Annotated in this window: 15 protein-coding genes and 1 pseudogene; all 16 read left to right on the top strand. The window is 42.0% G+C overall.

Going from position 1 to position 20,636, the window contains the following annotated elements; genetic code table 11:
- Positions 1-56 precede the first annotated feature (56 nt).
- The 16 genes and pseudogenes from cpsG to F4V61_RS17045 all read left to right on the top strand — a co-directional run bounded on the left by cpsG (position 57) and on the right by F4V61_RS17045 (position 20,305).
- A complete protein-coding gene (cpsG, locus tag F4V61_RS17120; protein WP_080161243.1) occupies positions 57-1,427 on the top strand; it encodes a colanic acid biosynthesis phosphomannomutase CpsG in 1,371 nt (456 codons plus the stop codon).
- A gap of 53 nt (positions 1,428-1,480) precedes the next feature.
- Positions 1,481-2,875 carry an undecaprenyl-phosphate glucose phosphotransferase gene (gene wcaJ, locus F4V61_RS17115; RefSeq protein WP_058345114.1) on the top strand — a complete coding sequence of 465 codons (1,395 nt, stop codon included), beginning with the start codon at positions 1,481-1,483 and terminating at the stop codon, positions 2,873-2,875.
- A gap of 154 nt (positions 2,876-3,029) precedes the next feature.
- Complete coding sequence (gene wzxC / locus F4V61_RS17110; protein WP_080161244.1) at positions 3,030-4,508, top strand: colanic acid undecaprenyl disphosphate flippase WzxC; 1,479 nt, start codon at positions 3,030-3,032, stop codon at positions 4,506-4,508.
- Between the two features lie 62 nt (positions 4,509-4,570).
- Complete coding sequence (wcaK, locus tag F4V61_RS17105; protein ID WP_038397742.1) at positions 4,571-5,851, top strand: colanic acid biosynthesis pyruvyl transferase WcaK; 1,281 nt, start codon at positions 4,571-4,573, stop codon at positions 5,849-5,851.
- The gene (wcaL, locus tag F4V61_RS17100) at positions 5,848-7,068 is read left to right on the top strand and encodes a colanic acid biosynthesis glycosyltransferase WcaL (RefSeq protein WP_080161245.1); all 1,221 of its coding nucleotides are present in this window, start codon (positions 5,848-5,850) and stop codon (positions 7,066-7,068) included. Before wcaK ends, wcaL begins: the two co-directional genes overlap by 4 nt.
- A 10-nt stretch (positions 7,069-7,078) precedes the next feature.
- Positions 7,079-8,482 carry a colanic acid biosynthesis protein WcaM gene (gene wcaM / locus F4V61_RS17095; RefSeq protein WP_080161246.1) on the top strand — a complete coding sequence of 468 codons (1,404 nt, stop codon included), beginning with the start codon at positions 7,079-7,081 and terminating at the stop codon, positions 8,480-8,482.
- Positions 8,483-8,658: 176 nt separating this feature from the next.
- The gene (galF, locus tag F4V61_RS17090; protein ID WP_023183910.1) at positions 8,659-9,552 is read left to right on the top strand and encodes a GalU regulator GalF; all 894 of its coding nucleotides are present in this window, start codon (positions 8,659-8,661) and stop codon (positions 9,550-9,552) included.
- 467 nt (positions 9,553-10,019) lie between these two features.
- Positions 10,020-11,045: an EpsG family protein gene (locus F4V61_RS17085; RefSeq protein WP_080161247.1), complete on the top strand. Its 1,026-nt coding sequence runs from the start codon at positions 10,020-10,022 to the stop codon at positions 11,043-11,045.
- Positions 11,042-11,911, top strand: a complete 870-nt coding sequence (locus F4V61_RS17080; RefSeq protein WP_080161248.1) for a glycosyltransferase family 2 protein — start codon at positions 11,042-11,044, stop codon at positions 11,909-11,911. Before F4V61_RS17085 ends, F4V61_RS17080 begins: the two co-directional genes overlap by 4 nt.
- Positions 11,884-13,086: a hypothetical protein gene (locus tag F4V61_RS17075; RefSeq protein ID WP_080161249.1), complete on the top strand. Its 1,203-nt coding sequence runs from the start codon at positions 11,884-11,886 to the stop codon at positions 13,084-13,086. Before F4V61_RS17080 ends, F4V61_RS17075 begins: the two co-directional genes overlap by 28 nt.
- Positions 13,083-13,739 carry a glycosyltransferase family 32 protein gene (locus F4V61_RS17070; RefSeq protein WP_080161250.1) on the top strand — a complete coding sequence of 219 codons (657 nt, stop codon included), beginning with the start codon at positions 13,083-13,085 and terminating at the stop codon, positions 13,737-13,739. Before F4V61_RS17075 ends, F4V61_RS17070 begins: the two co-directional genes overlap by 4 nt.
- Positions 13,736-14,500, top strand: a complete 765-nt coding sequence (locus F4V61_RS17065) for a glycosyltransferase (RefSeq protein WP_171776261.1) — start codon at positions 13,736-13,738, stop codon at positions 14,498-14,500. The genes F4V61_RS17070 and F4V61_RS17065 overlap by 4 nt, the downstream gene beginning before the upstream one ends.
- Before the next feature lie 278 nt (positions 14,501-14,778).
- Positions 14,779-15,906, top strand: a complete 1,128-nt coding sequence (locus tag F4V61_RS17060) for a glycosyltransferase family 4 protein (RefSeq protein WP_080161251.1) — start codon at positions 14,779-14,781, stop codon at positions 15,904-15,906.
- 29 nt (positions 15,907-15,935) lie between these two features.
- Complete coding sequence (gene galE / locus F4V61_RS17055; RefSeq protein ID WP_080161252.1) at positions 15,936-16,955, top strand: UDP-glucose 4-epimerase GalE; 1,020 nt, start codon at positions 15,936-15,938, stop codon at positions 16,953-16,955.
- Between the two features lie 658 nt (positions 16,956-17,613).
- A pseudogene (locus F4V61_RS17050) lies at positions 17,614-18,744 on the top strand (ISAs1 family transposase).
- 436 nt (positions 18,745-19,180) lie between these two features.
- Complete coding sequence (locus F4V61_RS17045; protein WP_141029343.1) at positions 19,181-20,305, top strand: acyltransferase family protein; 1,125 nt, start codon at positions 19,181-19,183, stop codon at positions 20,303-20,305.
- The last annotated feature ends 331 nt before the right edge of the window (positions 20,306-20,636 follow it).

The following is a 20,636-nucleotide window of genomic DNA, read 5'->3' as shown; positions in this document are numbered from 1 at the left end:
AACGATGTTGGCCATTTACGGTCAGGGCTAACTGTTGCCTGAAGAAGGGTAAGAACATGACAAAATTAACCTGTTTCAAAGCCTACGATATTCGCGGCAGGCTGGGCGAAGAGCTGAACGAAGAGATTGCGTGGCGGATTGGCCGCGCCTGCGGCGAATTTCTGAAGCCGAAAACCATCGTGCTGGGCGGCGACGTGCGCCTGACCAGCGAGGCGCTGAAGCTGGCGCTGGCGAAAGGGTTACAGGATGCGGGCGTCGACGTGCTGGATATCGGTATGTCCGGCACCGAAGAGATTTACTTCGCCACCTTCCACCTCGGCGTGGACGGCGGTATTGAAGTGACCGCTAGTCATAACCCGATGGACTACAACGGTATGAAGCTGGTGCGCGAGGGCGCCCGCCCGATAAGCGGCGACACCGGTCTGCGCGACGTTCAGCGCCTGGCGGAAGCTAACGACTTCCCGCCGGTCAACGACGCCGCGCGCGGCAGTTACAGAAAAATCACCCTGCGCGACGCCTACATCGACCATCTGACGGGGTATATCGACCTCAAAAATCTTACGCCGCTGAAGCTGGTATTTAATGCCGGCAACGGCGCGGCGGGGCCGGTCATCGACGCCATCGAAGCGCGGCTGAAGGCGCTGGGCGCGCCGGTGGAGTTCATCAAAATTCACAACACCCCGGACGGCACCTTCCCGAACGGCATTCCCAATCCGTTGCTGCCGGAGTGTCGCGACGACACCCGCAAGGCCGTTATCGAACACGGGGCGGACATAGGCATCGCCTTTGACGGCGACTTCGACCGCTGCTTCCTGTTTGATGAGAAAGGGCAGTTTATCGAGGGGTACTACATTGTCGGCCTGCTGGCGGAAGCGTTTCTGGAAAAACATCCGGGGGCGAAGATTATCCACGACCCGCGGCTGACCTGGAACACCGAAGATGTCGTGACGGCGGCAGGCGGGACGCCGGTGATGTCGAAAACCGGGCACGCTTTTATCAAGGAGCGGATGCGCCATGAAGACGCCATCTACGGCGGAGAGATGAGCGCGCATCACTATTTCCGCGATTTCGCTTACTGCGACAGCGGGATGCTCCCGTGGCTGCTGGTGGCGGAGCTGGTATGTCTGAAGGGGCAGTCGCTGGGCGAACTGGTGGCGGACCGGATGGCGGCGTTCCCGGCGAGCGGGGAAATCAACAGCAGGCTGGCGGAGCCTGAGGAGGCCATCGCGCGGGTGGAGCGGCATTTTGCGGATGAGGCGCTGGCGGTGGACCGCACTGACGGCCTCAGCATGTCATTCCCGGACTGGCGCTTCAATCTGCGCTCATCGAACACCGAACCGGTGGTGCGCCTGAATGTGGAATCACGCGGCGATATTCCCCTGATGGAAGCGCGAACACGTACTCTGCTGGCGTTACTGAATCAGTAACGTCGGATCACCCCTTACCGCCTGCGGGTAAGGGGCCAATCACAGGAACAACGATGACAAATCTAAAAAAGCGCGAACGAGCCAAAACCAATGCATCGTTAATCTCTATGGTGCAACGCTTTTCAGATATCACCATCATGTTTGGCGGGCTGTGGTTCATCTGTGAAGTCAGTGGACTGCCATTCCTGTACATGCACCTGTTGGTGGCGCTGATCACGCTGGTTGTTTTTCAAATGCTGGGCGGGATGACTGATTTTTATCGCTCCTGGCGCGGCGTCAAAATATCGACAGAGTTAACGCTGCTGTTGCAAAACTGGACGCTGAGCCTGATCTTCAGCGCCGGCCTGGTGGCGTTTAATAACGACTTCGACAACCGCCTTGCCACCTGGCTGGCCTGGTATGCGTTGTCCAGCCTGGGCTTAGTGTTATGCCGTTCATTTATTCGTTTTGGCGCGGGCTGGCTGCGCAATCGTGGTTATAACATTCGCCGGGTTGCGGTCGCCGGAGATTTGCCTGCGGGTCAGGCGTTGCTGGATAGCTTCCGTCACGAGCCGTGGCTGGGTTTTGAGGTGGTGGGCGTCTATCACGATCCCAAACCGGGCGGCGTCTCTGCTGATTGGGTCGGGAACTTCGAGCAGTTAATTGACGATGCGAAAGCTTCGCTAATTCACAATGTTTATATCGCCATGTCAATGAGCGACGGCGCCATGGTGAAAAAACTGGTGCGCGAGCTGGCCGACACCACCTGCTCGGTGATCCTTATTCCCGATGTGTTCACCTTTACTATTCTCCACTCGCGCGTGGAGGAGATGAGCGGCGTTCCGGTCGTTCCGCTGTATGACACGCCGTTGTCAGGGATAAATCGTCTGCTAAAACGGGTAGAGGATATCGTGCTAGCGTCGCTGATACTGCTACTCATCTCGCCGGTACTGTGCTGCATTGCGCTGGCGGTCAAACTAAGCTCGCCCGGTCCGGTGATTTTCCGCCAGACACGCTACGGCATGGACGGCATGCCGATCAAGGTCTGGAAATTCCGCTCAATGAGAGTCATGGAGAACGACAATGTCGTTACCCAGGCGACGCAAAACGATCCCCGCGTGACAAAGGTAGGTAATTTTCTACGCCGCACCTCGCTGGATGAATTGCCGCAGTTTATCAACGTGCTAACCGGCGGAATGTCCATCGTTGGTCCACGTCCTCACGCGGTGGCGCATAACGAACAGTATCGTCAGTTGATTGAAGGTTACATGCTACGCCACAAGATGAAGCCGGGCATCACCGGCTGGGCGCAAATTAATGGCTGGCGCGGTGAGACCGATACGCTGGAGAAAATGGAAAAACGCGTGGAATTCGACCTGGAATACATCCGCGAGTGGAGTATCTGGTTCGATATCAAAATCGTTTTCCTGACGATTTTCAAAGGGTTTGTGAATAAAGCGGCGTATTAAGAACCTGACCCACAAGGCTATTTTACTTGCCATATTGAACCAGGGCAGTGCTCAAAATCCTCACGTACTGCGTGTACGCTCCGGTTTTTCCGCGCTGTCCGTGTTCAATCTGGCTGCGCCAATGACGCCTTGTGAACAGGTTCTGGAGAAGAGAATGAGTTTACGACAAAAAACGATCAGCGGCGCGAAATGGTCGGCTATCGCTACGATTATCATCATCAGTCTGGGGTTGATTCAGATGACGGTGCTGGCGCGCATTATCGATAACCACCAGTTTGGCCTGTTGACCGTCTCGCTGGTGATTATCGCGCTGGCCGACACGATCTCGGACTTTGGCATCGCCAACTCGATTATCCAGCGTAAAACGATTGGGTATCTGGAGTTGACCACGCTCTACTGGCTAAACGTTGGGCTTGGGATTGTGGTGTGTGTGGCGATGTATCTGCTGAGCGATTTCATCGCTGGCGTATTGCACAATCCGGATCTTGCGCCGCTAATTAAAACGTTGTCGCTGGCGTTTATCGTGATTCCCCACGGGCAGCAGTTCCGCGCGCTGATGCAAAAAGAGCTGGAGTTCAATAAGATCGGCATGATCGAAACGACCTCCGTGCTGGCGGGGTTTACCTTTACGGTGATTAGCGCCCATTACTGGCCGCTGGCGTTAACCGCTATTCTCGGCTATCTGGTGAACAGCGCGGTGCGAACGCTGCTGTTTGGCTACGTTGGCCGCAAGATTTACCGCCCGGGACTGCATTTTTCGCTGGCATCGGTGTCTACGAACCTGCGTTTTGGCGCGTGGCTGACGGCGGACAGTATCGTTAATTACATCAACACGAATTTATCGACGCTGGTACTGGCGCGAATTCTCGGCGCAAGCGTCGCCGGGGGATATAACCTCGCGTACAACGTGGCGGTTGTGCCGCCGATGAAACTTAATCCAATTATTACTCGCGTGCTGTTCCCGGCATTCGCCAAAATTCAGGATGATACCGAAAAGCTGCGTGTTAACTTCTACAAGTTACTTTCCGTGGTGGGAATTATCAATTTTCCCGCGCTGCTGGGCCTGATGGTAGTGGCGAACAATTTTGTGCCGCTAGTGTTTGGCGAGAAATGGAACAGCATTATCCCGATCCTGCAATTGCTGTGCGTGGTGGGGCTGTTGCGCTCGGTCGGCAACCCGATTGGTTCGCTGCTGATGGCGAAAGCGCGCGTGGATATCAGCTTTAAGTTCAACGTCTTTAAAACGTTTCTTTTTATCCCGGCGATTCTCATTGGCGGTCATCTGGCGGGGGCGATTGGCGTGACGCTGGGGTTCCTGATGGTGCAAATCATCAACACCATTCTGAGCTACTTCGTGATGATCAAGCCGGTGCTGGGTTCCAGCTATCGTCAGTACATTCTTAGTTTGTGGCTGCCGTTTTATCTCACATTGCCGACGCTGGCGGTGAGCTATGGACTGGGCATTGTATTGCGTGGGCACTTTTCGATCGGCGTCGTGCTGGTAACGCAAATTGCAGTCGGGGCACTGGCGTTAATAGTGATGATAATTGTTTCCCGCCATCCGCTGGTGGTGGAGATGAAACGTCAATTTTGTCGCAGCGAAAAAATGAAAACCCTGTTACGGGCAGGCTGAGTCCCCCCATTTTTTGCCGGATGGCGGCTTATGTCTTCTCCGGACTACGATTTGAGGTCTTTATGAAATTATTAATACTGGGCAATCACACCTGCGGCAATCGTGGCGATAGCGCGATTTTACGCGGTCTGCTGGATGCGATTAACCACTTCCAGACAGAGGCGCAGGTGGACGTGATGAGCCGCTATCCGGTGAGTTCGTCATGGCTTTTGAATCGTCCGGTGATGGGCGATCCGCTTTTTTTGCAGATGAAACAGCATAACAGCGCCGCTGGCGTCATGGGGCGGGTAAAAAAAGTGTTTCGTCGTCGCTACCAGCATCAGGTGCTGCTTTCCCGCGTAACCGACACTGGAAAACTGCGTAATATCGCCATTGCACAGGGGTTCACCGACTTTGTCCGGCTGCTCTCCGGCTATGACGCCATTATTCAGGTTGGCGGTTCATTCTTTGTCGATCTCTACGGCGCGCCGCAGTTTGAGCACGCGCTGTGTACCTTTATGGCGAAAAAGCCACTGTATATGATCGGCCACAGCGTCGGGCCGTTTCAGGAGGCGCAGTTTAATCAACTGGCTAACTACGTGTTTGGCCATTGCGATGCGTTGATCCTGCGTGAGTCGGTGAGTCTGGATCTAATGAAACGCAGCAACATCACCACGGCGAAGGTGGAGAAGGGTGTGGACACTGCATGGCTGGTAGACCATCATGCGGGGGATTTTGAGCCGGGCTATGCGGTGCAGCACTGGTTGACGATAGCGGCGAAACAAAAAACCGTCGCGATTACGCTGCGTGAACTGGCACCCTTTGATAAGCGTCTTAACACCACTCAGGAAGCCTATGAGAAAGCTTTCGCCGGGGTGGTTAACCGGATCATTGAAGAAGGGTACCAGGTGATCGCGCTCTCGACCTGTACCGGTATCGATAGTTACAACAAAGATGACCGGATGGTGGCGCTGAGTTTACGCCAGCACATCAGCGATCTGTCACGTTATCACGTGGTGATGGACGAGCTTAACGATCTTGAAATGGGCAAAATCCTCGGCGCGTGCGTACTGACCGTTGGCACCCGTCTGCACTCGGCGATTATCTCGATGAATTTCGCCACCCCGGCAATCGCTATCAACTATGAACACAAGTCCGCTGGCATCATGCAACAGTTGGGGATGCCGGAGATGGCGATAGATATCCGCCATCTGCTGAACGGTAGCCTCAACGTCATGGTCGCTGATACGCTGGGACAGTTGCCGCAGGTCAATGAACGTCTGGTAGCGGCGGTACGCCGCGAGCGCGAGCAGGGGATGCGGATGGTGGAGTCGGTATTGACCCGTATCGGGGAGGCGCAATGAAAGTCGGCTTCTTTTTACTGAAATTTCCGCTTTCCTCGGAGACCTTCGTTCTCAACCAGATCACTGCGTTTATTGATATGGGGTTTGATGTGGAAATCGTCGCCCTGCAAAAAGGCGATATGCAAAACACTCACGCTGCCTGGGAAAAGTATCATTTGGCGGCAAAAACCAGCTGGTTACAGGATGACCCTCAGGGGCGGCTGGCGAAACTGCGCTATCGGGCATGTAAAACGCTGCCAGGGCTGCATCGAGCAGCGACCTGGAAAGCGCTTAATTTTCTCCGCTATGGCGATGAGTCCCGCAACCTGATCCTCTCGTCTATTTGCGCGCAGGTGAACCAGCCTTTTGTGGCGGATGTGTTCATCGCTCACTTTGGCCCAGCGGGCGTGACGGCGGCCAAACTACGCGAACTGGGCGTACTTCGCGGCAAAATCGCGACTATTTTCCACGGTATTGATATCTCCAGCCGTGAGGTGCTCAGCCATTACACGCCAGAGTATCAGCAGTTGTTTCGTTGGGGCGATCTGATGCTGCCTGTCAGCGATCTGTGGGCCGGTCGCCTGAAAAATATGGGTTGCCCGCCGGAGAAGATTGCCGTTTCGCGCATGGGCGTCGACATGACGCGTTTTACCCATCGTCCGGTGAGAGCGCCCGGAGTGCCGCTGGAGATTGTCTCCGTCGCGCGCCTGACCGAGAAAAAAGGCCTGCATGTGGCGATTGAAGCCTGTCGACAACTGAAAGCGCAGGGCGTAGCGTTTCGCTACCGTATTCTGGGCATTGGCCCGTGGGAACGTCGGCTGCGCACGCTCATCGAGCAGTATCAGTTAGAGGATGTCATTGAGATGCCGGGTTTTAAACCGAGCCATGAAGTGAAGGCGATGCTGGATGACGCCGACGTTTTTTTGCTGCCGTCGATTACCGGTACGGATGGCGATATGGAAGGTATTCCGGTGGCGCTGATGGAGGCGATGGCGGTGGGGATTCCCGTAGTATCTACCGTGCATAGCGGTATTCCGGAACTGGTGGAGACCGGCAAATCCGGCTGGCTGGTGCCGGAAAACGATGCGCAGGCGCTGGCGACCCGGCTCGCTGAGTTCAGCCGGATTGACCACGATACGCTGGAAACGGTGATCACCTGCGCCCGTGAAAAAGTGGCGCAAGATTTTAATCAGCAGGTGATTAATCGCCAGTTAGCCAGCCTGCTGCAAACGATGTAAACGAGGTTGTATGTCTGCGAATAAATTCTCCCGACGTACTCTCCTGACGGCAGGCTCCGCGCTTGCCGCTCTTCCTTTTCTGCGTGCTTTGCCTGCGCAGGCGCGTGAACCTCGCCAGACGGTCGATATTAAAGATTATCCGGCGGATGACGGTATCGCCTCTTTCAGACAGGCATTCGCCGACGGTCAGACCGTGGTAGTGTCGCCAGGATGGGTGTGTGAAAATATCAATGCGGCGATAACGATTCCAGCGGGAAAAACATTGCGTGTACAGGGCGCGGTACGCGGCAATGGCCGGGGGCGGTTTATTTTGCAGGACGGGTGTCAGGTGGTAGGAGAGCAGGGCGGCAGCCTGCACAATGTGACGCTGGATGTTCGCGGATCGGACTGTGTGATTAAAGGCGTGACCATGAGCGGCTTTGGCCCCGTCGCGCAAATATTCATTGGCGGTAAAGAACCGCAGGTGATGCGCAATCTGCTTATCGATAATATCACTGTCACCCATGCTAACTACGCCATTCTTCGCCAGGGATTTCATAACCAAATGGATGGCGCGCAGATTACGCATAGCCGTTTTAGCGATCTACAGGGCGACGCCATTGAGTGGAATGTCGCAATTAACGACCGCAACATCCTGATTTCCGATCACCTCATTGAACGTATTGACTGCACCAATGGCAAAATCAACTGGGGGATCGGCATCGGGCTGGCGGGCAGCACCTATGACAACAGCTATCCTGAAGACCAGGCGGTAAAAAACTTTGTGGTGGCCAATATTACCGGATCCGATTGCCGACAACTGGTGCACGTAGAAAATGGCAAACATTTCGTCATTCGCAACATAAAAGCCAAAAACATCACGCCCGATTTCAGTAAAAAAGCAGGAATTGATAACGCTACGATCGCAATTTATGGCTGTGATAATTTCATCATTGATAATATTGATATGACGAATAGCGCGGGGATACTTATCGGCTATGGCGTCGTTAAAGGAAAATACCTGTCAATTCCACAAAACTTTAAATTAAATGCGATTCGGTTGGATAACAGCCAGCTTGCTTATAAATTGCGCGGCATTCAAATTTCCTCAGGTAACGCCCCCTCTTTTGTCGCCATCACCAACGTACGGATGACGCGTGCTACGCTGGAACTGCATAATCAACCGCAGCATCTGTTTCTGCGTAATATCCACGTGATGCAAACCTCAGCGACTGGCCCGGCGCTCAAAATGCACTTCGATTTACGTAAAGATATCCGTGGGCAATTTATGGCCCGTCAGGATACGCTGCTTTCCCTCGCCAATGTTCATGCCATCAATGAAAACGGGCAGAGTTCGGTGGACATCGACAGGATTAATCACCAGACCGTAAATGTTGAAGCGGTGAATTTTCCGCTGCCGAAGCGGGGAGGGTAAATGCCGCTATTTTTACGAAAATTCCTGGGAAAAAGTTGTTCATACTTAATGTTATGGTGCCGACTAAGACGTAACGTAGGGCGTGCCATCATTATCCTGGCAGCAGAGTAATTCATGCTGGCGAAAACAAGTTAAAGAGCTATAATTCAGCAACCATTTTACAGGTGGATGAAACAATGATGAATTTGAAAGCAGTTATACCGGTAGCGGGTTTGGGTATGCACATGTTGCCTGCCACCAAGGCAATCCCAAAAGAGATGCTACCGATCGTCGACAAACCGATGATTCAGTACATTGTCGATGAGATTGTGGCTGCAGGGATCAAAGAAATCGTGCTGGTGACTCACGCGTCTAAAAACGCCGTTGAGAACCACTTCGACACCTCTTATGAACTTGAATCACTTCTTGAGCAGCGCGTTAAGCGCCAGCTACTGGCGGAAGTGCAATCTATCTGCCCGCCGGGCGTGACTATCATGAACGTTCGCCAGGCGCAGCCGTTAGGGCTGGGGCACTCTATTCTGTGCGCGCGTCCGGTCGTGGGCGATAACCCTTTCATTGTGGTACTTCCGGATATTATTATTGATGATGCTACCGCCGATCCGTTACGCTATAACCTTGCGGCGATGGTGGCGCGTTTTAATGAAACGGGCCGCAGCCAGGTGCTGGCGAAGCGCATGAAAGGTGATTTATCGGAGTATTCTGTTATCCAGACTAAAGAACCTCTGGATAATGAAGGCAAAGTCAGCCGGATTGTGGAATTTATCGAAAAACCGGACCAGCCGCAGACGCTGGACTCTGATTTGATGGCAGTAGGCCGTTATGTGCTTTCAGCCGATATTTGGGCGGAGCTGGAAAGAACCGAACCGGGTGCCTGGGGGCGTATCCAGCTCACGGATGCTATTGCTGAACTGGCGAAAAAACAGTCGGTTGACGCGATGCTGATGACGGGCACAAGCTACGATTGCGGCAAAAAGATGGGCTATATGCAGGCATTTGTGAAATATGGGTTGCGCAACCTGAAAGAAGGGGCGAAGTTCCGTAAGAGCATAGAGCAGTTATTGCATGAATAAGTATTAACAACCGTGATGAATGGTTGGTAATAAAAATAATAACGGCGGTAAACATTCTAAACAGCATGGTTGCTGAAAGGGTGTTGACTGCCGTTTTAGTTTTGGATAAAGGGCTTTAGTAACAAGGGGTTACCTGCAACATTTTAATGCTGGTTTTATAAGATTAATCCTTGTTTCCAAAGGCAATTGATAAGACAATTAGCGTTTAAGTTTTAGTGAGCTTTGCCCTGCTGGGCGAGGTTTGTAACAAGTCGATATGTACGCAGTGCACTGGTAGCTGATGAGCCAGGGGCGGTAGCGTGTGTAACGCATTGATGCTTAACATTTTTTATATATTCTTGTGGGAATTTAAATAGCATGAGTTTAATGGCTTTTCTAATTGTAGATAGTGCATTTTAAACAGTGTATAAATATACAACCATAAAATATGGTTATGGTTATATCATCTCTTTTACATATTAATTATTATGCTTATTTATAATGCAGTTTTCTTTTTATTGCTGCTATGCGCTTTATTGGATTTAAATGACAAAAGAACCTTTTTTTTATTTTTATTGCCGTTAGTAGTTTTGCTTATATTAACGGGATTTCGTGGAAATGGTGGTGATGATTTTTTTGTTTATGAACAGTACTTTAGTTCAATACCAATAGCACTATATAATTACGGTAGCGGTTATTTCTATCTTAACGTGCTTGTTAAGCATTTTGGCGATTATGAGTTTTTTATTTTTATATCTTCACTGTTATGTCTTTCTCTGCAGTCATTTTTTATTTATTTTGAAACAAAAAGTCCATGTATTGTCTTGCTATTATTTTATTCAACCAGTTTTTTATGGCTAGATTTTATTCTTATTAGACAATCAATTGCCGTGGGATTTTTTGTAATTGCACTCAGTTTGTATGCGAATAATAGAATTAAAACAGCTTTTTTATTTTGTGTTGCTGCCGGGTTGTTCCATGAGACAGCATTTTTTGCTGCAACTTTAATTTATGTTTTAAGCAAATTAGGGAGGAAAAATATTTTTATTTTTATTTTTATCTTATTTATACTATCACCTTTTCTTTCAAAAGGTTTAGTTGCTATAAACGACATTACCATAAAAAATAAAAACATAGAGTTGTATATTGGAGAACATGCTTTACCAAGTATGGCTAATATTATTGAGCTTCTCATAGCTATGTTGTCTTTTATAATAATGAAAAGAGTTAAAGGATTTAGGAATGATAAAGAATCCAAACTTTATGAAGTTATAATTATATCATCCTGTTGTATATTATTATTATCTTATACAGTACCTACTTTGGCTCGTTTTCTTGAGTATTATCGATTGTTCTATGTTCTATTACTAACTCGCATGTTAATGCATTTTGATTTAAGAGGTCGATATTTGATATTTATTGTTGTTGCAGTATATTGCTTCGTCCGCATAAATAGTTTTATATATCAGTTCGATTCTGGATTTGACTATATTTTTAATGGGGATTTCCTATGAGTGTTATTTTTTCGATAATTACACCTACCTATAATAGATCACAAGAGTTAGAACTGTTATTTAATAGTTTGAATCGACAGGATGTAATTGGCTTTGAGTGGATAGTTATTGATGATGGCTCTATAGATAATACGAAAGAACGAGTTAAAAAATATATAGAATATAGTAAAAACTTATATGATATTAAATATTTTTATCAAGAGAACCAAGGGAAAAATTCTGCTGTTAATAAAGGCATTCAAAATGCTAGTGGTGAGTATATAGTCATTATTGACAGTGATGATTATTTATGTGATAATGCTTTATCTTGCGTAAAACATTATATAGATCAAGGTCTGTTTAGCCTAAATAAAGATTTAATAGGAATATCCGGAGTTAAAGTTGATGAGCAGATGAGCCCGGTATGTTTTATTTCTGATGCTAATATGACTATTATGAGTCATTATGATTGGTTTTATCGTCAACATCGCTTAGGAGATCGGATTGATTTTTATAAGGCATCTGTGCTGAAAACTAATATAATTAACAATTTCCCTAAAGAAAAATTTATTACTGAAGATGCTTTATGGCTCAATTTAAAAGGGAAAAAACTTTTTATAAATGAGCCATTGTTAATAGTAAAATATACGGACGATGGTTTGAGTTCTCGATATAGAACCTTACTCAAGCAGAATCCATTTGGTTCAGCTTATTATTATTATGTACTTCTGATTAATAGTGATAACGTTCTAATTAAATGCAAAGCATCGACGCTAATAATATATTATATAATATTAACTATCATGAAAAACAATAATAGTTTTATCGGGCTTCTATCCATCTTAATATCACCTATAACATGTTTATTAAAATTATTTCAAAAATAAAAAAAATTTTCTTACCAAGTATTACACTTGGCGCATCAACAATATTTTTCTTTTCAATAGGTTTTTTATATGGAATAGATGAAAAATCAGACTTTATATTACTTACAATTACAATTTTATCAACAATAGGAACCATTTTACAGGTTTCATGGTATGGGTTATTGCCTCGCCTAACATCAAGTAAATCTGAAAAATTTACGACTTATATAATTTCTAATGGTTTTATCTACTGCTTTATAATAAATTTGATACCTTTCTTTTTTATAGCAATAGATAGCTTTCATAATATATTTTTATCTGGTTGTCTGTATTCGCTAATATACCAGCTTCACCAATTTTATAAGAACGTATTTGTTTATATTGGTAGATTGAAGGCCTTTTATATTTTTGATGCATGCGGATACAGTTTTAGTATCTTATTGATGGTAATGTTTCACTGTAAGGTTGTTCATTTCTCAGCTAGTGAATTTTTCTTACTATTGGCTTTTAGTTGGTTTTGGATTTTATTGGCTGAGGTTATCTTTCTGAGAAAATATTTAAATTTTAGCTTTTCAGTAAAACCAATATATGTTTGTATTATGCCAACCTGGAAGACTAGGATTGCTAATAGTGGATTTATTATTAAAGATCTATTAACGTCTTATATGTTAAATACATTAGTTCCAAGTGGTGGGTTAACAATATATTCATATGCAAATAAAATTTCCACGGCTATTTTTCAGTTATTTTCACAATATAAGATTAATTGTTGGATTGGCGAGATAAAAAAAGTAGGCCTAAAAAAAGTTCGAATAGAGAATATAAAGAAAGTATCCTTATTGTCTGCAGCTGACTACTGTTTGTTTTTATGCATGACTTTTGCCATTGTCTTTTCAATAATCTTTATTGCTAAAATAAAAATAGATATGAACTGGGCTTTGTTAAGTTTTATAAGTTCTGGAACATTATATTTAATACAATCTGTTGAACAACCGTTCGCTCGTTTTGTTTATATGTCCCGAGCGTTTTCAAATATTACATTCACGGATGGCATGAATTTTATTTCATACATGCTGTTTTTTATCTTTGGGTATATTGATGCAAATATCTATATTATAATGCTCGGTATTATAGTTGCTCAGTTATTTTCATTGTATTTATATTCGATATATTGTAATAGGCTGCTTTCAAGATGATCCCTAAAATTATCCATTATTGTTGGTTTGGGCAAAAACCTAAACCTGCTCTCGTAAAAAAATGTATGAGCACATGGCAAAAAATATTGCCAGATTGGGAAGTAATTGAGTGGAATGAAAATAATTCGCCAATTTCTGTTCCATATGTTAGTCAGGCAATAAACGATAAACGTTACGCCTTTGCTGCAGATTATGTACGATTTTATGCGTTAAAAACTGTGGGAGGCGTATACCTTGATACTGATATAGAGTTAATTAAAGAGCTATCTCCACTTTTAGCTAACAAATTTTTCATTGGTAGAGAATCAGAACAATATATCAATGCCGCTGTTATGGGGAGTGAAAAAGAAGGTCGAATAGTAACATTGATTCTCGATGAGTTAAAATCAAGGACTGGTAAAAATTTTGAGTCGATACCTAAAATCATAACAGATACTCTTAAGAAAAATGATAGTTTAGATATAGATGAAAAGATTTATGATATTGATTTTTTTTATCCATATAATCCTTTTGATAATATGCGTAATGAAATAAAACAGTTATTTTTCAGTGATATTACCGCTAATACTTATGCTATTCATCACTGGCAACAAAGTTGGCACTATACTTTAAGTGAAAGAGTAATAAATAGAATTAAGGCATTGATTAAGTGAATACAAATATTCTAATAAGTATTGTTATGGCATCTAATAAGATAGATGAATTCTTGTACCTTGCGGTTAACTCTATATTGGAGCAAACGTATCAAAATATAGAGTTGATTTTTATCGCAAACGGCGAAAAATCTAGCGACATTTCTTCATTTTTATTAAATAGAGTAAAGGATAAGCGATTAAAAGTTATTGAAACTCCAATTAGTCAATTATCTTTTTCCCTAAACTTAGGGATTTCATATGCTAAAGGTCAATATATTGCACGTATGGATGCTGACGATATTAGTTTACGTGATCGTTTAGTTAAACAAATAAATTATATAATTAAGCATAATCTAGATATGGTCGGTACAGATATAAAACTTATAAATAGTAAAGGAGAAGATATTGGAATTAGACGTTACCCTAAAAATATTAATAGGATAAATAAAGAACTTTTATATAGAAATACTTTTTCACATAATACAATACTAATAAAAAAAAATATTCTCCTTGCTGTCAGGGGATATAATTCAGGTTTTAATTCGGAAGATTATGATTTATGGTTACGTTTAAGACGATACGGTGTGAAATGGGATAATATGGAGGAGTGTCTTTTAGAATACCGTATTCATGATGCTTCGACACAACGTAGAAGACTGGGATATGCTGAAGCAGCTGGCTATTCTTTACGTGAGTTTCTTTTAAATCCTTCATTTCTAGGATTAGTAGCCATCTTTTTTCATATAATGAAAGTCTACATCCGTTCTAAAAAAGAATAGACAATTATTAAGTAAATTACTTTAAAAGATACTTTTTAAAGATATTTAATATAGTTTATAAATATTTTTGAAAATCTGTAATTCATCACATAATGCTACTACTGTAACTAAAAGAGTTATAATGATTTCATAAGTTTAATTTATAGTCTTATTTACAATTAAGTTGTTCTAATATAATTTTTGAAAACTATAAGCGATTACTTACTGACATTCATGGTGTTTTCTTGAAAGACAGCATTGATGAATAGTATAAGCATAAATATGGGATATTATTACCAATGAGAGTAGTATTAATAGGTAATCTTTCGAGTACGGTCATCTTATTTAGAGAAAAATTAATTCGTAAATTAAAAGAAAATAATGCTCAGGTTTATACACTAACAATAGATAAAGATCCGGCTAATTTCAAGAAAATATATAGCTATGGCGCTTATGCTGATTCTTATAATTTTTCAAGAACAGGGCTCAATCCATTTTCTGATATTATTAATACCTATAGATTATCTAAGAAAATTAAAAAAATTAAACCTGACATAGTCTTATGCTTTTTCCCAAAACCTGTTATATTCGGAACATTAGCTGCAAGATTAGCTAGGGTTAAGAAAATTTATCCTCTTTTGGAAGGCTTAGGTTTTTGTTATACCGAACATCTAAACAATGAAGGCATAAAGAAAATTATATTAAAAAAAATACAGACTTTTTTATATAGAATTTGTTTACCGCTTTCTAGCAAAGTTCTTTTTTTAAATAGCGATGATTATAAAGATCTTATTATTAAAAATAATATACCTATTAAAAAATACGATATTATAGGTGGTATTGGTGTAGATCTAAAAAAATTTCACTATTCACTGCCAAAAGTTAAGCCAATGCATTTTGGTATGGTTTCTCGCCTTCTGGTAGAAAAAGGAGTTAGAGAGTTTGTTGAAGCTGCGAGGATTCTCAAAGCGAAGTATCCAAATACTGAATTTAGCATCGCAGGGTCGGTTGATGATAATCTTGGTGGGATTTCTCTTGAACAGGTTAATGCTTGGAAAAAGGAAAGTTTTATACATTTTTCGGGACAATTGGTTGATATAAATGAATATTTAAATAATATAAGTGTTTTTGTTTTGCCATCATATCGCGAGGGTGTTCCTCGTAGTACTCAAGAAGCTATGGCAGTCGGGCGCCCTGTCATTACAACAGATGTTCCTGGGTGCCGTGAGACCGTACAGAATAGTGTTAATGGGTTTCTGATCCCACCATGGGATGTTAAAGCCCTAGTTGAGGCAATGAGCTTTTTCATACTGAACCCAGAGAAAGTAATTACAATGGGGAAGGAAAGCAGAGTCATGGCTGAGGAGAAATTTGATGATAATGCAGCAGCTAATAAATTAATCCAGATTTTATATGGTTATGATTAAGAAAAATATATAATAGGAACTAAGTTATTATGTCCATACTTATTACAGGTGGTACTGGTTATATTGGATCACATACTGCTCTAACATTGCTTGAAAAAGGGAACAAAGTAGTAATCATTGATAACTTGTCAAACTCCTCACGTAATTCCCTTAATGGTATAAAGAAAATTACTGGTTTGGAGCCTACTTTTTATGAAGGAAATATTTCAGATAAAAATTTGTTAAAAAAAATATTCTCAGAAAATTCAATCGATAATGTAATGCATTTCGCAGGTTTGAAATCTGTCGCTGATTCGGTTTTGCTTCCATTGGATTATTATGAGAATAATATATCAGGTACTCTTTGTCTTTTAGAAGAAATGAAAATTGCACAGGTAAAAAATTTAATATTTAGCTCCTCTGCAACAGTATATGGTGAACCCCAAAAAATCCCGTTAACTGAAAATTGTAAAACTGGAGGAACAACAAATCCTTATGGTACTTCAAAGTTGTTCCTTGAAAAAATATTAAATGATATTGCTATCGCGTATCCTGATTTTAGGATAACGATTCTTAGATATTTTAATCCCGTTGGTGCACATCCATCTGGTATTATCGGTGAGGACCCAAATGGGACACCCTGTAATCTTATGCCTTATATTTGTCAGGTTGCAATCGGAAAATATACTCACGTATCAATTTTTGGTAGTGATTATCCTACTGATGATGGAACTGGAGTTCGTGATTTTATCCATGTAATGGATTTAGCTGAAGGACATGTAGCCGCTTTAAAATACATTAATGATGGGCCTAATCTTAAGATATATAACTTGGGAACTGGAAGAGGTTATTCAGTTCTTGAACTCTTAAAAACGTTTGAGCGAATGACATCTATTTCCGTTCCGTATGTGTTCACAGAACGGCGAGCCGGTGATATTGCAGAGTGTTGGTCTGATCCTACTAAAGCTCGTGTTGAACTTGGTTGGGTGGCTAAGCGAAAAATTGATGATATGATTAAAGACGCGTGGAATTGGCAAATTAAACACCTTGATAGTTATGAAACTAACTAATTTTATAACTAATAGTTGTCATTATTGCTGGTTGAAATTTTATTTACATAAATATGAGCTTTTCCTCTTAAGAATACTTCTAACAGAAGTATGCAATTTACAGATAGTAGAAAACTGGTACTTTATTACATGATGAAAGAGCTCGTTGAATTTCTTGAAGCGCCTTACCGTATCCTGTTAGCGGTGAAGTGGGCGCAGGTACTGATACAGTCACCGATTCGCTGAAACCGTAACTGAAAAAAGGCAAAATTAATATTGACGCTGGCAATATCTTTTTCTAAGACACTATCCGGCGTAACAGTTAGCTTTCTGCAGAAGGTTTTAACCTCATATATATTAGTGAGAAGGGAGCTTTGAAAGGGGTGTACATTATATCTGGTAGTCAGAAAGGTGCCTTCGCGCTGTTGCGCCTATACTAACGAAGATTGTTGACGAATTCAGTAGGCGGTACGGGATATTGTTGCTTATTCTGATAGAATCATATTCCGGTTCCAACTCTCTCTGCAGTAGTGATCTTAGGAAAAAATCACGTAGTGATCGTTTCTTATACAGATAAAATGGCACGTTTTGTTTGAAAATACACAGTTTGTTGACTTAAAAACTATCATTTTGCTATCAGTTATGATCAATTATCTCCTAAAAAATAAGGAGATGAAAGATGTATATAGAAAAATTAATGGTTCATATATCAATTATTTCTGACTATAAACAAGCATGGAAAATTGAACATAAATTATCAGATATTCTTCCACTGGCTATTTGTTCCGTTATTTCTGGTGCCGAAGGTTGGGAGGATATTCAGGTTCTTGGTGAAACTCATATTGATTTTTTAAAACAACATGGCGACTTCGAACATGGTATTCCTGTTCATGATACGATCGCTCGTGCAATTTCCTGCATAAGCCCTGATAGTTTCCATGATTTTTTAGTAACGGGGTGTGTGCTTGCTATGGTTCAAAATATAGTTGTGTGATTGAAATTGACGAAAAACTTTGAGGTTTTATGATAAACACTGTAGACGAAGATCTATTCATATAATCAGCGCCTTTTCTGCGAAGAATAGTATTGTTTTAGGACAATTGAGGACTGGTAAATAAAACAATGAAATATCGCTATGCCTGAGTTAATTAACTTATTAGATATTAATGGTAAAGTTATCACCTCTGATGCAATGGGTTATCAAAAAGATATTGATGAAAAGCTTGTTTTTTCAAGAGGGATGTTATTTATTCGCTGTTAAAGGCAATAAGAATAGGTTATAGTGTGCGTTTGGAGTTAAATTTCCGCTAAAAGAACTCAATGACGCTAAATATGATAGTTGTTCAACGGCAGAATAAGGTAAAGGACGAAAGGAAAAACACTTATATGTTGTCAGTAATGTACCAGATGAACTTATTGACTTTACCTTTGAGTGGATATGGTTAAAGAAATAATGTGTTGCCGTGTCTTTTCGAGAGGAAACAGCGGCTCAGATGAAAGAGCATACAATGCAAATACGCTATTATATAATCCCAACAGATTTACAGCAAAGAAGTTTGCCTCATAAGTAAGGGAGCATTGGCGGATAGAAAATCGTTTGCAAAAGTCTTTAGATGTAGCCATGAACGAAGATGATTGCCGAATAAGAAGAGGGAATATGGCGGAATTATTTTCAGGGATAAGACATATTGCGGTGAAAATTCTTCGGTAGGGGAACGCATTCAAAGCAGGGCTGAGGGGTAAGATGAGAAAAGCTGCGATGGATGACAAAAATCTGGCTACTGTCCTTGCAGGGGGGCGGGTTTCGTAATCTTTCCCTGGTGGTGAATTATTATGACAGTTATCATGCCGTAGCACTGCTGGTTAAGCTGATTCAGGCTAAGCATGTCTATTTGGCATGCATATTTATAAATGTATTGATAAAAAGAGTTTCCCATATCATTTTTTGAAAAAAATGAAAATAAATAAGGTAATTTAATTTTAGGTAAGAGAAACATGCATTTGGTGTCTAATAGAACACATGTTTTAATGTTTTATAAAGTACTTACCGTTCAGCGAAATTATATTAAATGAAAAGCCTTCCAGGAAAAATATTTGCTGAATACGAACTAAGGTTAACATTGAAGGGGGCTGCTTTTATATGTATTAAATAGGGCATATACCACTAAGGGACAAAATATAAATTTAAAAAGGCGTGCTGTAAAGTTTTTTAATATAAAACTGTATGTAAATAAAAAGAGGGAATAGTGGCAAGAGTCAAAATTTCGAGCATTCATTACCTTCGTGGAATTGCTGCTTTAATGGTCGTTTTCTATCATTTGAGAACAACATTAAATAATGTCTATGCCCAATCTGATTTGGGCGACATAATGTTTGGTTATGGTGCCTTTGGTGTTGATTTATTTTTTGTTATTAGTGGCTATATTATCTGCTATTCTACAGAAAAAAAAGAATATCGCATGCAAGTGAAATATGTCATACGTCGTATATTTAGAATTTACCCTCTATTAATAGTATCTTTATTAGTATTTTTTTTATTTGTTGATGATGCATCAAAAATCAATGTTTTAATAAGGTCTGCTGTTCCATTGAATGCTAATTATTCTGCTGGATCTCCTTTTTTTGGTTATAATCTTCTTAGTCCAGCATGGACGTTAACTTATGAAATTGCTTTTTATATTATTTTTCTTGCATCATTTACTCTATCTCACAGATATAGATGGTTAATGTCAAGTGTTATAATAATTTTACTGGTTTGCGGAATTCAAAAATGGCAAGTTGGTAGCGTAACATTCAATGCTTATAATAATAATTCATTTAAGGATGGGAGTTTTTGGCACGCACCATTAACATTTTTAGCATCTCCACTTTTTATAGATTTTGTCTATGGAATATGTATTTATAAAATACATAGTATAATTAAGAATATAAATGTGACGGAAAGGTTAATATCATGGATTAAAGCATTTTCACTATTCATCTTTGCGCTAGCAATCCTCGAGATTTTTTCTACACAAGTGTACGGACATGGACCACTATTATGGGGGTTATGGTGTGCAATATTACTTTTATCAGGGCTTCTTTATGAAACTTTTGCAACAATCCCTAAAAGTAAAATTCTTCATTTTTTAGGTGATATTTCATACTCATTATACTTAACGCATGCGATCATAATTGATATGTTTTACAAGTATAATGCTGAATTTTCTATTTTTGGTAAACCGCACGGCATTTCACATGTAGCATATATATTAATATTGTCACTGTTTTTAGCTTATATTGTTTATAGGTTAATTGAACTACCGTTTATAAAAATAGGCAAATTGATTAATAGTTTTTTACTCGATAAAAACCATAGTATTAATCGCTAACGAAGCGATGTTTTATGAAACACTTTAGTATGATTCATTCCTTACTTTTATTAAAACTGTGAGGCTATAGTAAATACAGGTCCAATTGCTCTCTTCTCTGTAAACAGTGACAATCTAAACTGGAATATCTGCTCTCTTTTCCACTTTACTGGGAGGTATATTCACCATGGAAAAGCCTCGCTGACCTTCCCCCTGTAAACAGTGCCAGTCTAAACTGAAGTAGCCGGTCTTTCTTTCACCTCACAGAGAGGCGCATTGCCATGAAAAAGACCCGTTATACCGAAGAACAGATTGCGTTTGCACTGAAACAGGCTGAAACCGGCACCCGCGT

The sequence above is a fragment of the Salmonella enterica subsp. arizonae genome, assembly GCF_008692845.1.
In the GTDB taxonomy this organism is placed as follows: domain Bacteria; phylum Pseudomonadota; class Gammaproteobacteria; order Enterobacterales; family Enterobacteriaceae; genus Salmonella; species Salmonella arizonae.
The sequence above is the reverse complement of the archived record's forward strand: the minus strand, read 5'-3'. Positions and strand labels throughout refer to the sequence as shown.

What these genes read in the sequence shown, in the direction of transcription:
- cpsG (WP_080161243.1), top strand. Translation starts at nt 57, where the DNA reads ATGACAAAATTAACCTGTTTCAAAGCCTACGATATTCGCGGCAGGCTG.
- wcaJ (WP_058345114.1), top strand. Translation starts at nt 1,481, where the DNA reads ATGACAAATCTAAAAAAGCGCGAACGAGCCAAAACCAATGCATCGTTA.
- wzxC (WP_080161244.1), top strand. Translation starts at nt 3,030, where the DNA reads ATGAGTTTACGACAAAAAACGATCAGCGGCGCGAAATGGTCGGCTATC.
- wcaK (WP_038397742.1), top strand. Translation starts at nt 4,571, where the DNA reads ATGAAATTATTAATACTGGGCAATCACACCTGCGGCAATCGTGGCGAT.
- wcaL (WP_080161245.1), top strand. Translation starts at nt 5,848, where the DNA reads ATGAAAGTCGGCTTCTTTTTACTGAAATTTCCGCTTTCCTCGGAGACC.
- wcaM (WP_080161246.1), top strand. Translation starts at nt 7,079, where the DNA reads ATGTCTGCGAATAAATTCTCCCGACGTACTCTCCTGACGGCAGGCTCC.
- galF (WP_023183910.1), top strand. Translation starts at nt 8,659, where the DNA reads ATGATGAATTTGAAAGCAGTTATACCGGTAGCGGGTTTGGGTATGCAC.
- F4V61_RS17085 (WP_080161247.1), top strand. Translation starts at nt 10,020, where the DNA reads ATGCTTATTTATAATGCAGTTTTCTTTTTATTGCTGCTATGCGCTTTA.
- F4V61_RS17080 (WP_080161248.1), top strand. Translation starts at nt 11,042, where the DNA reads ATGAGTGTTATTTTTTCGATAATTACACCTACCTATAATAGATCACAA.
- F4V61_RS17075 (WP_080161249.1), top strand. Translation starts at nt 11,884, where the DNA reads ATGTTTATTAAAATTATTTCAAAAATAAAAAAAATTTTCTTACCAAGT.
- F4V61_RS17070 (WP_080161250.1), top strand. Translation starts at nt 13,083, where the DNA reads ATGATCCCTAAAATTATCCATTATTGTTGGTTTGGGCAAAAACCTAAA.
- F4V61_RS17060 (WP_080161251.1), top strand. Translation starts at nt 14,779, where the DNA reads ATGAGAGTAGTATTAATAGGTAATCTTTCGAGTACGGTCATCTTATTT.
- galE (WP_080161252.1), top strand. Translation starts at nt 15,936, where the DNA reads ATGTCCATACTTATTACAGGTGGTACTGGTTATATTGGATCACATACT.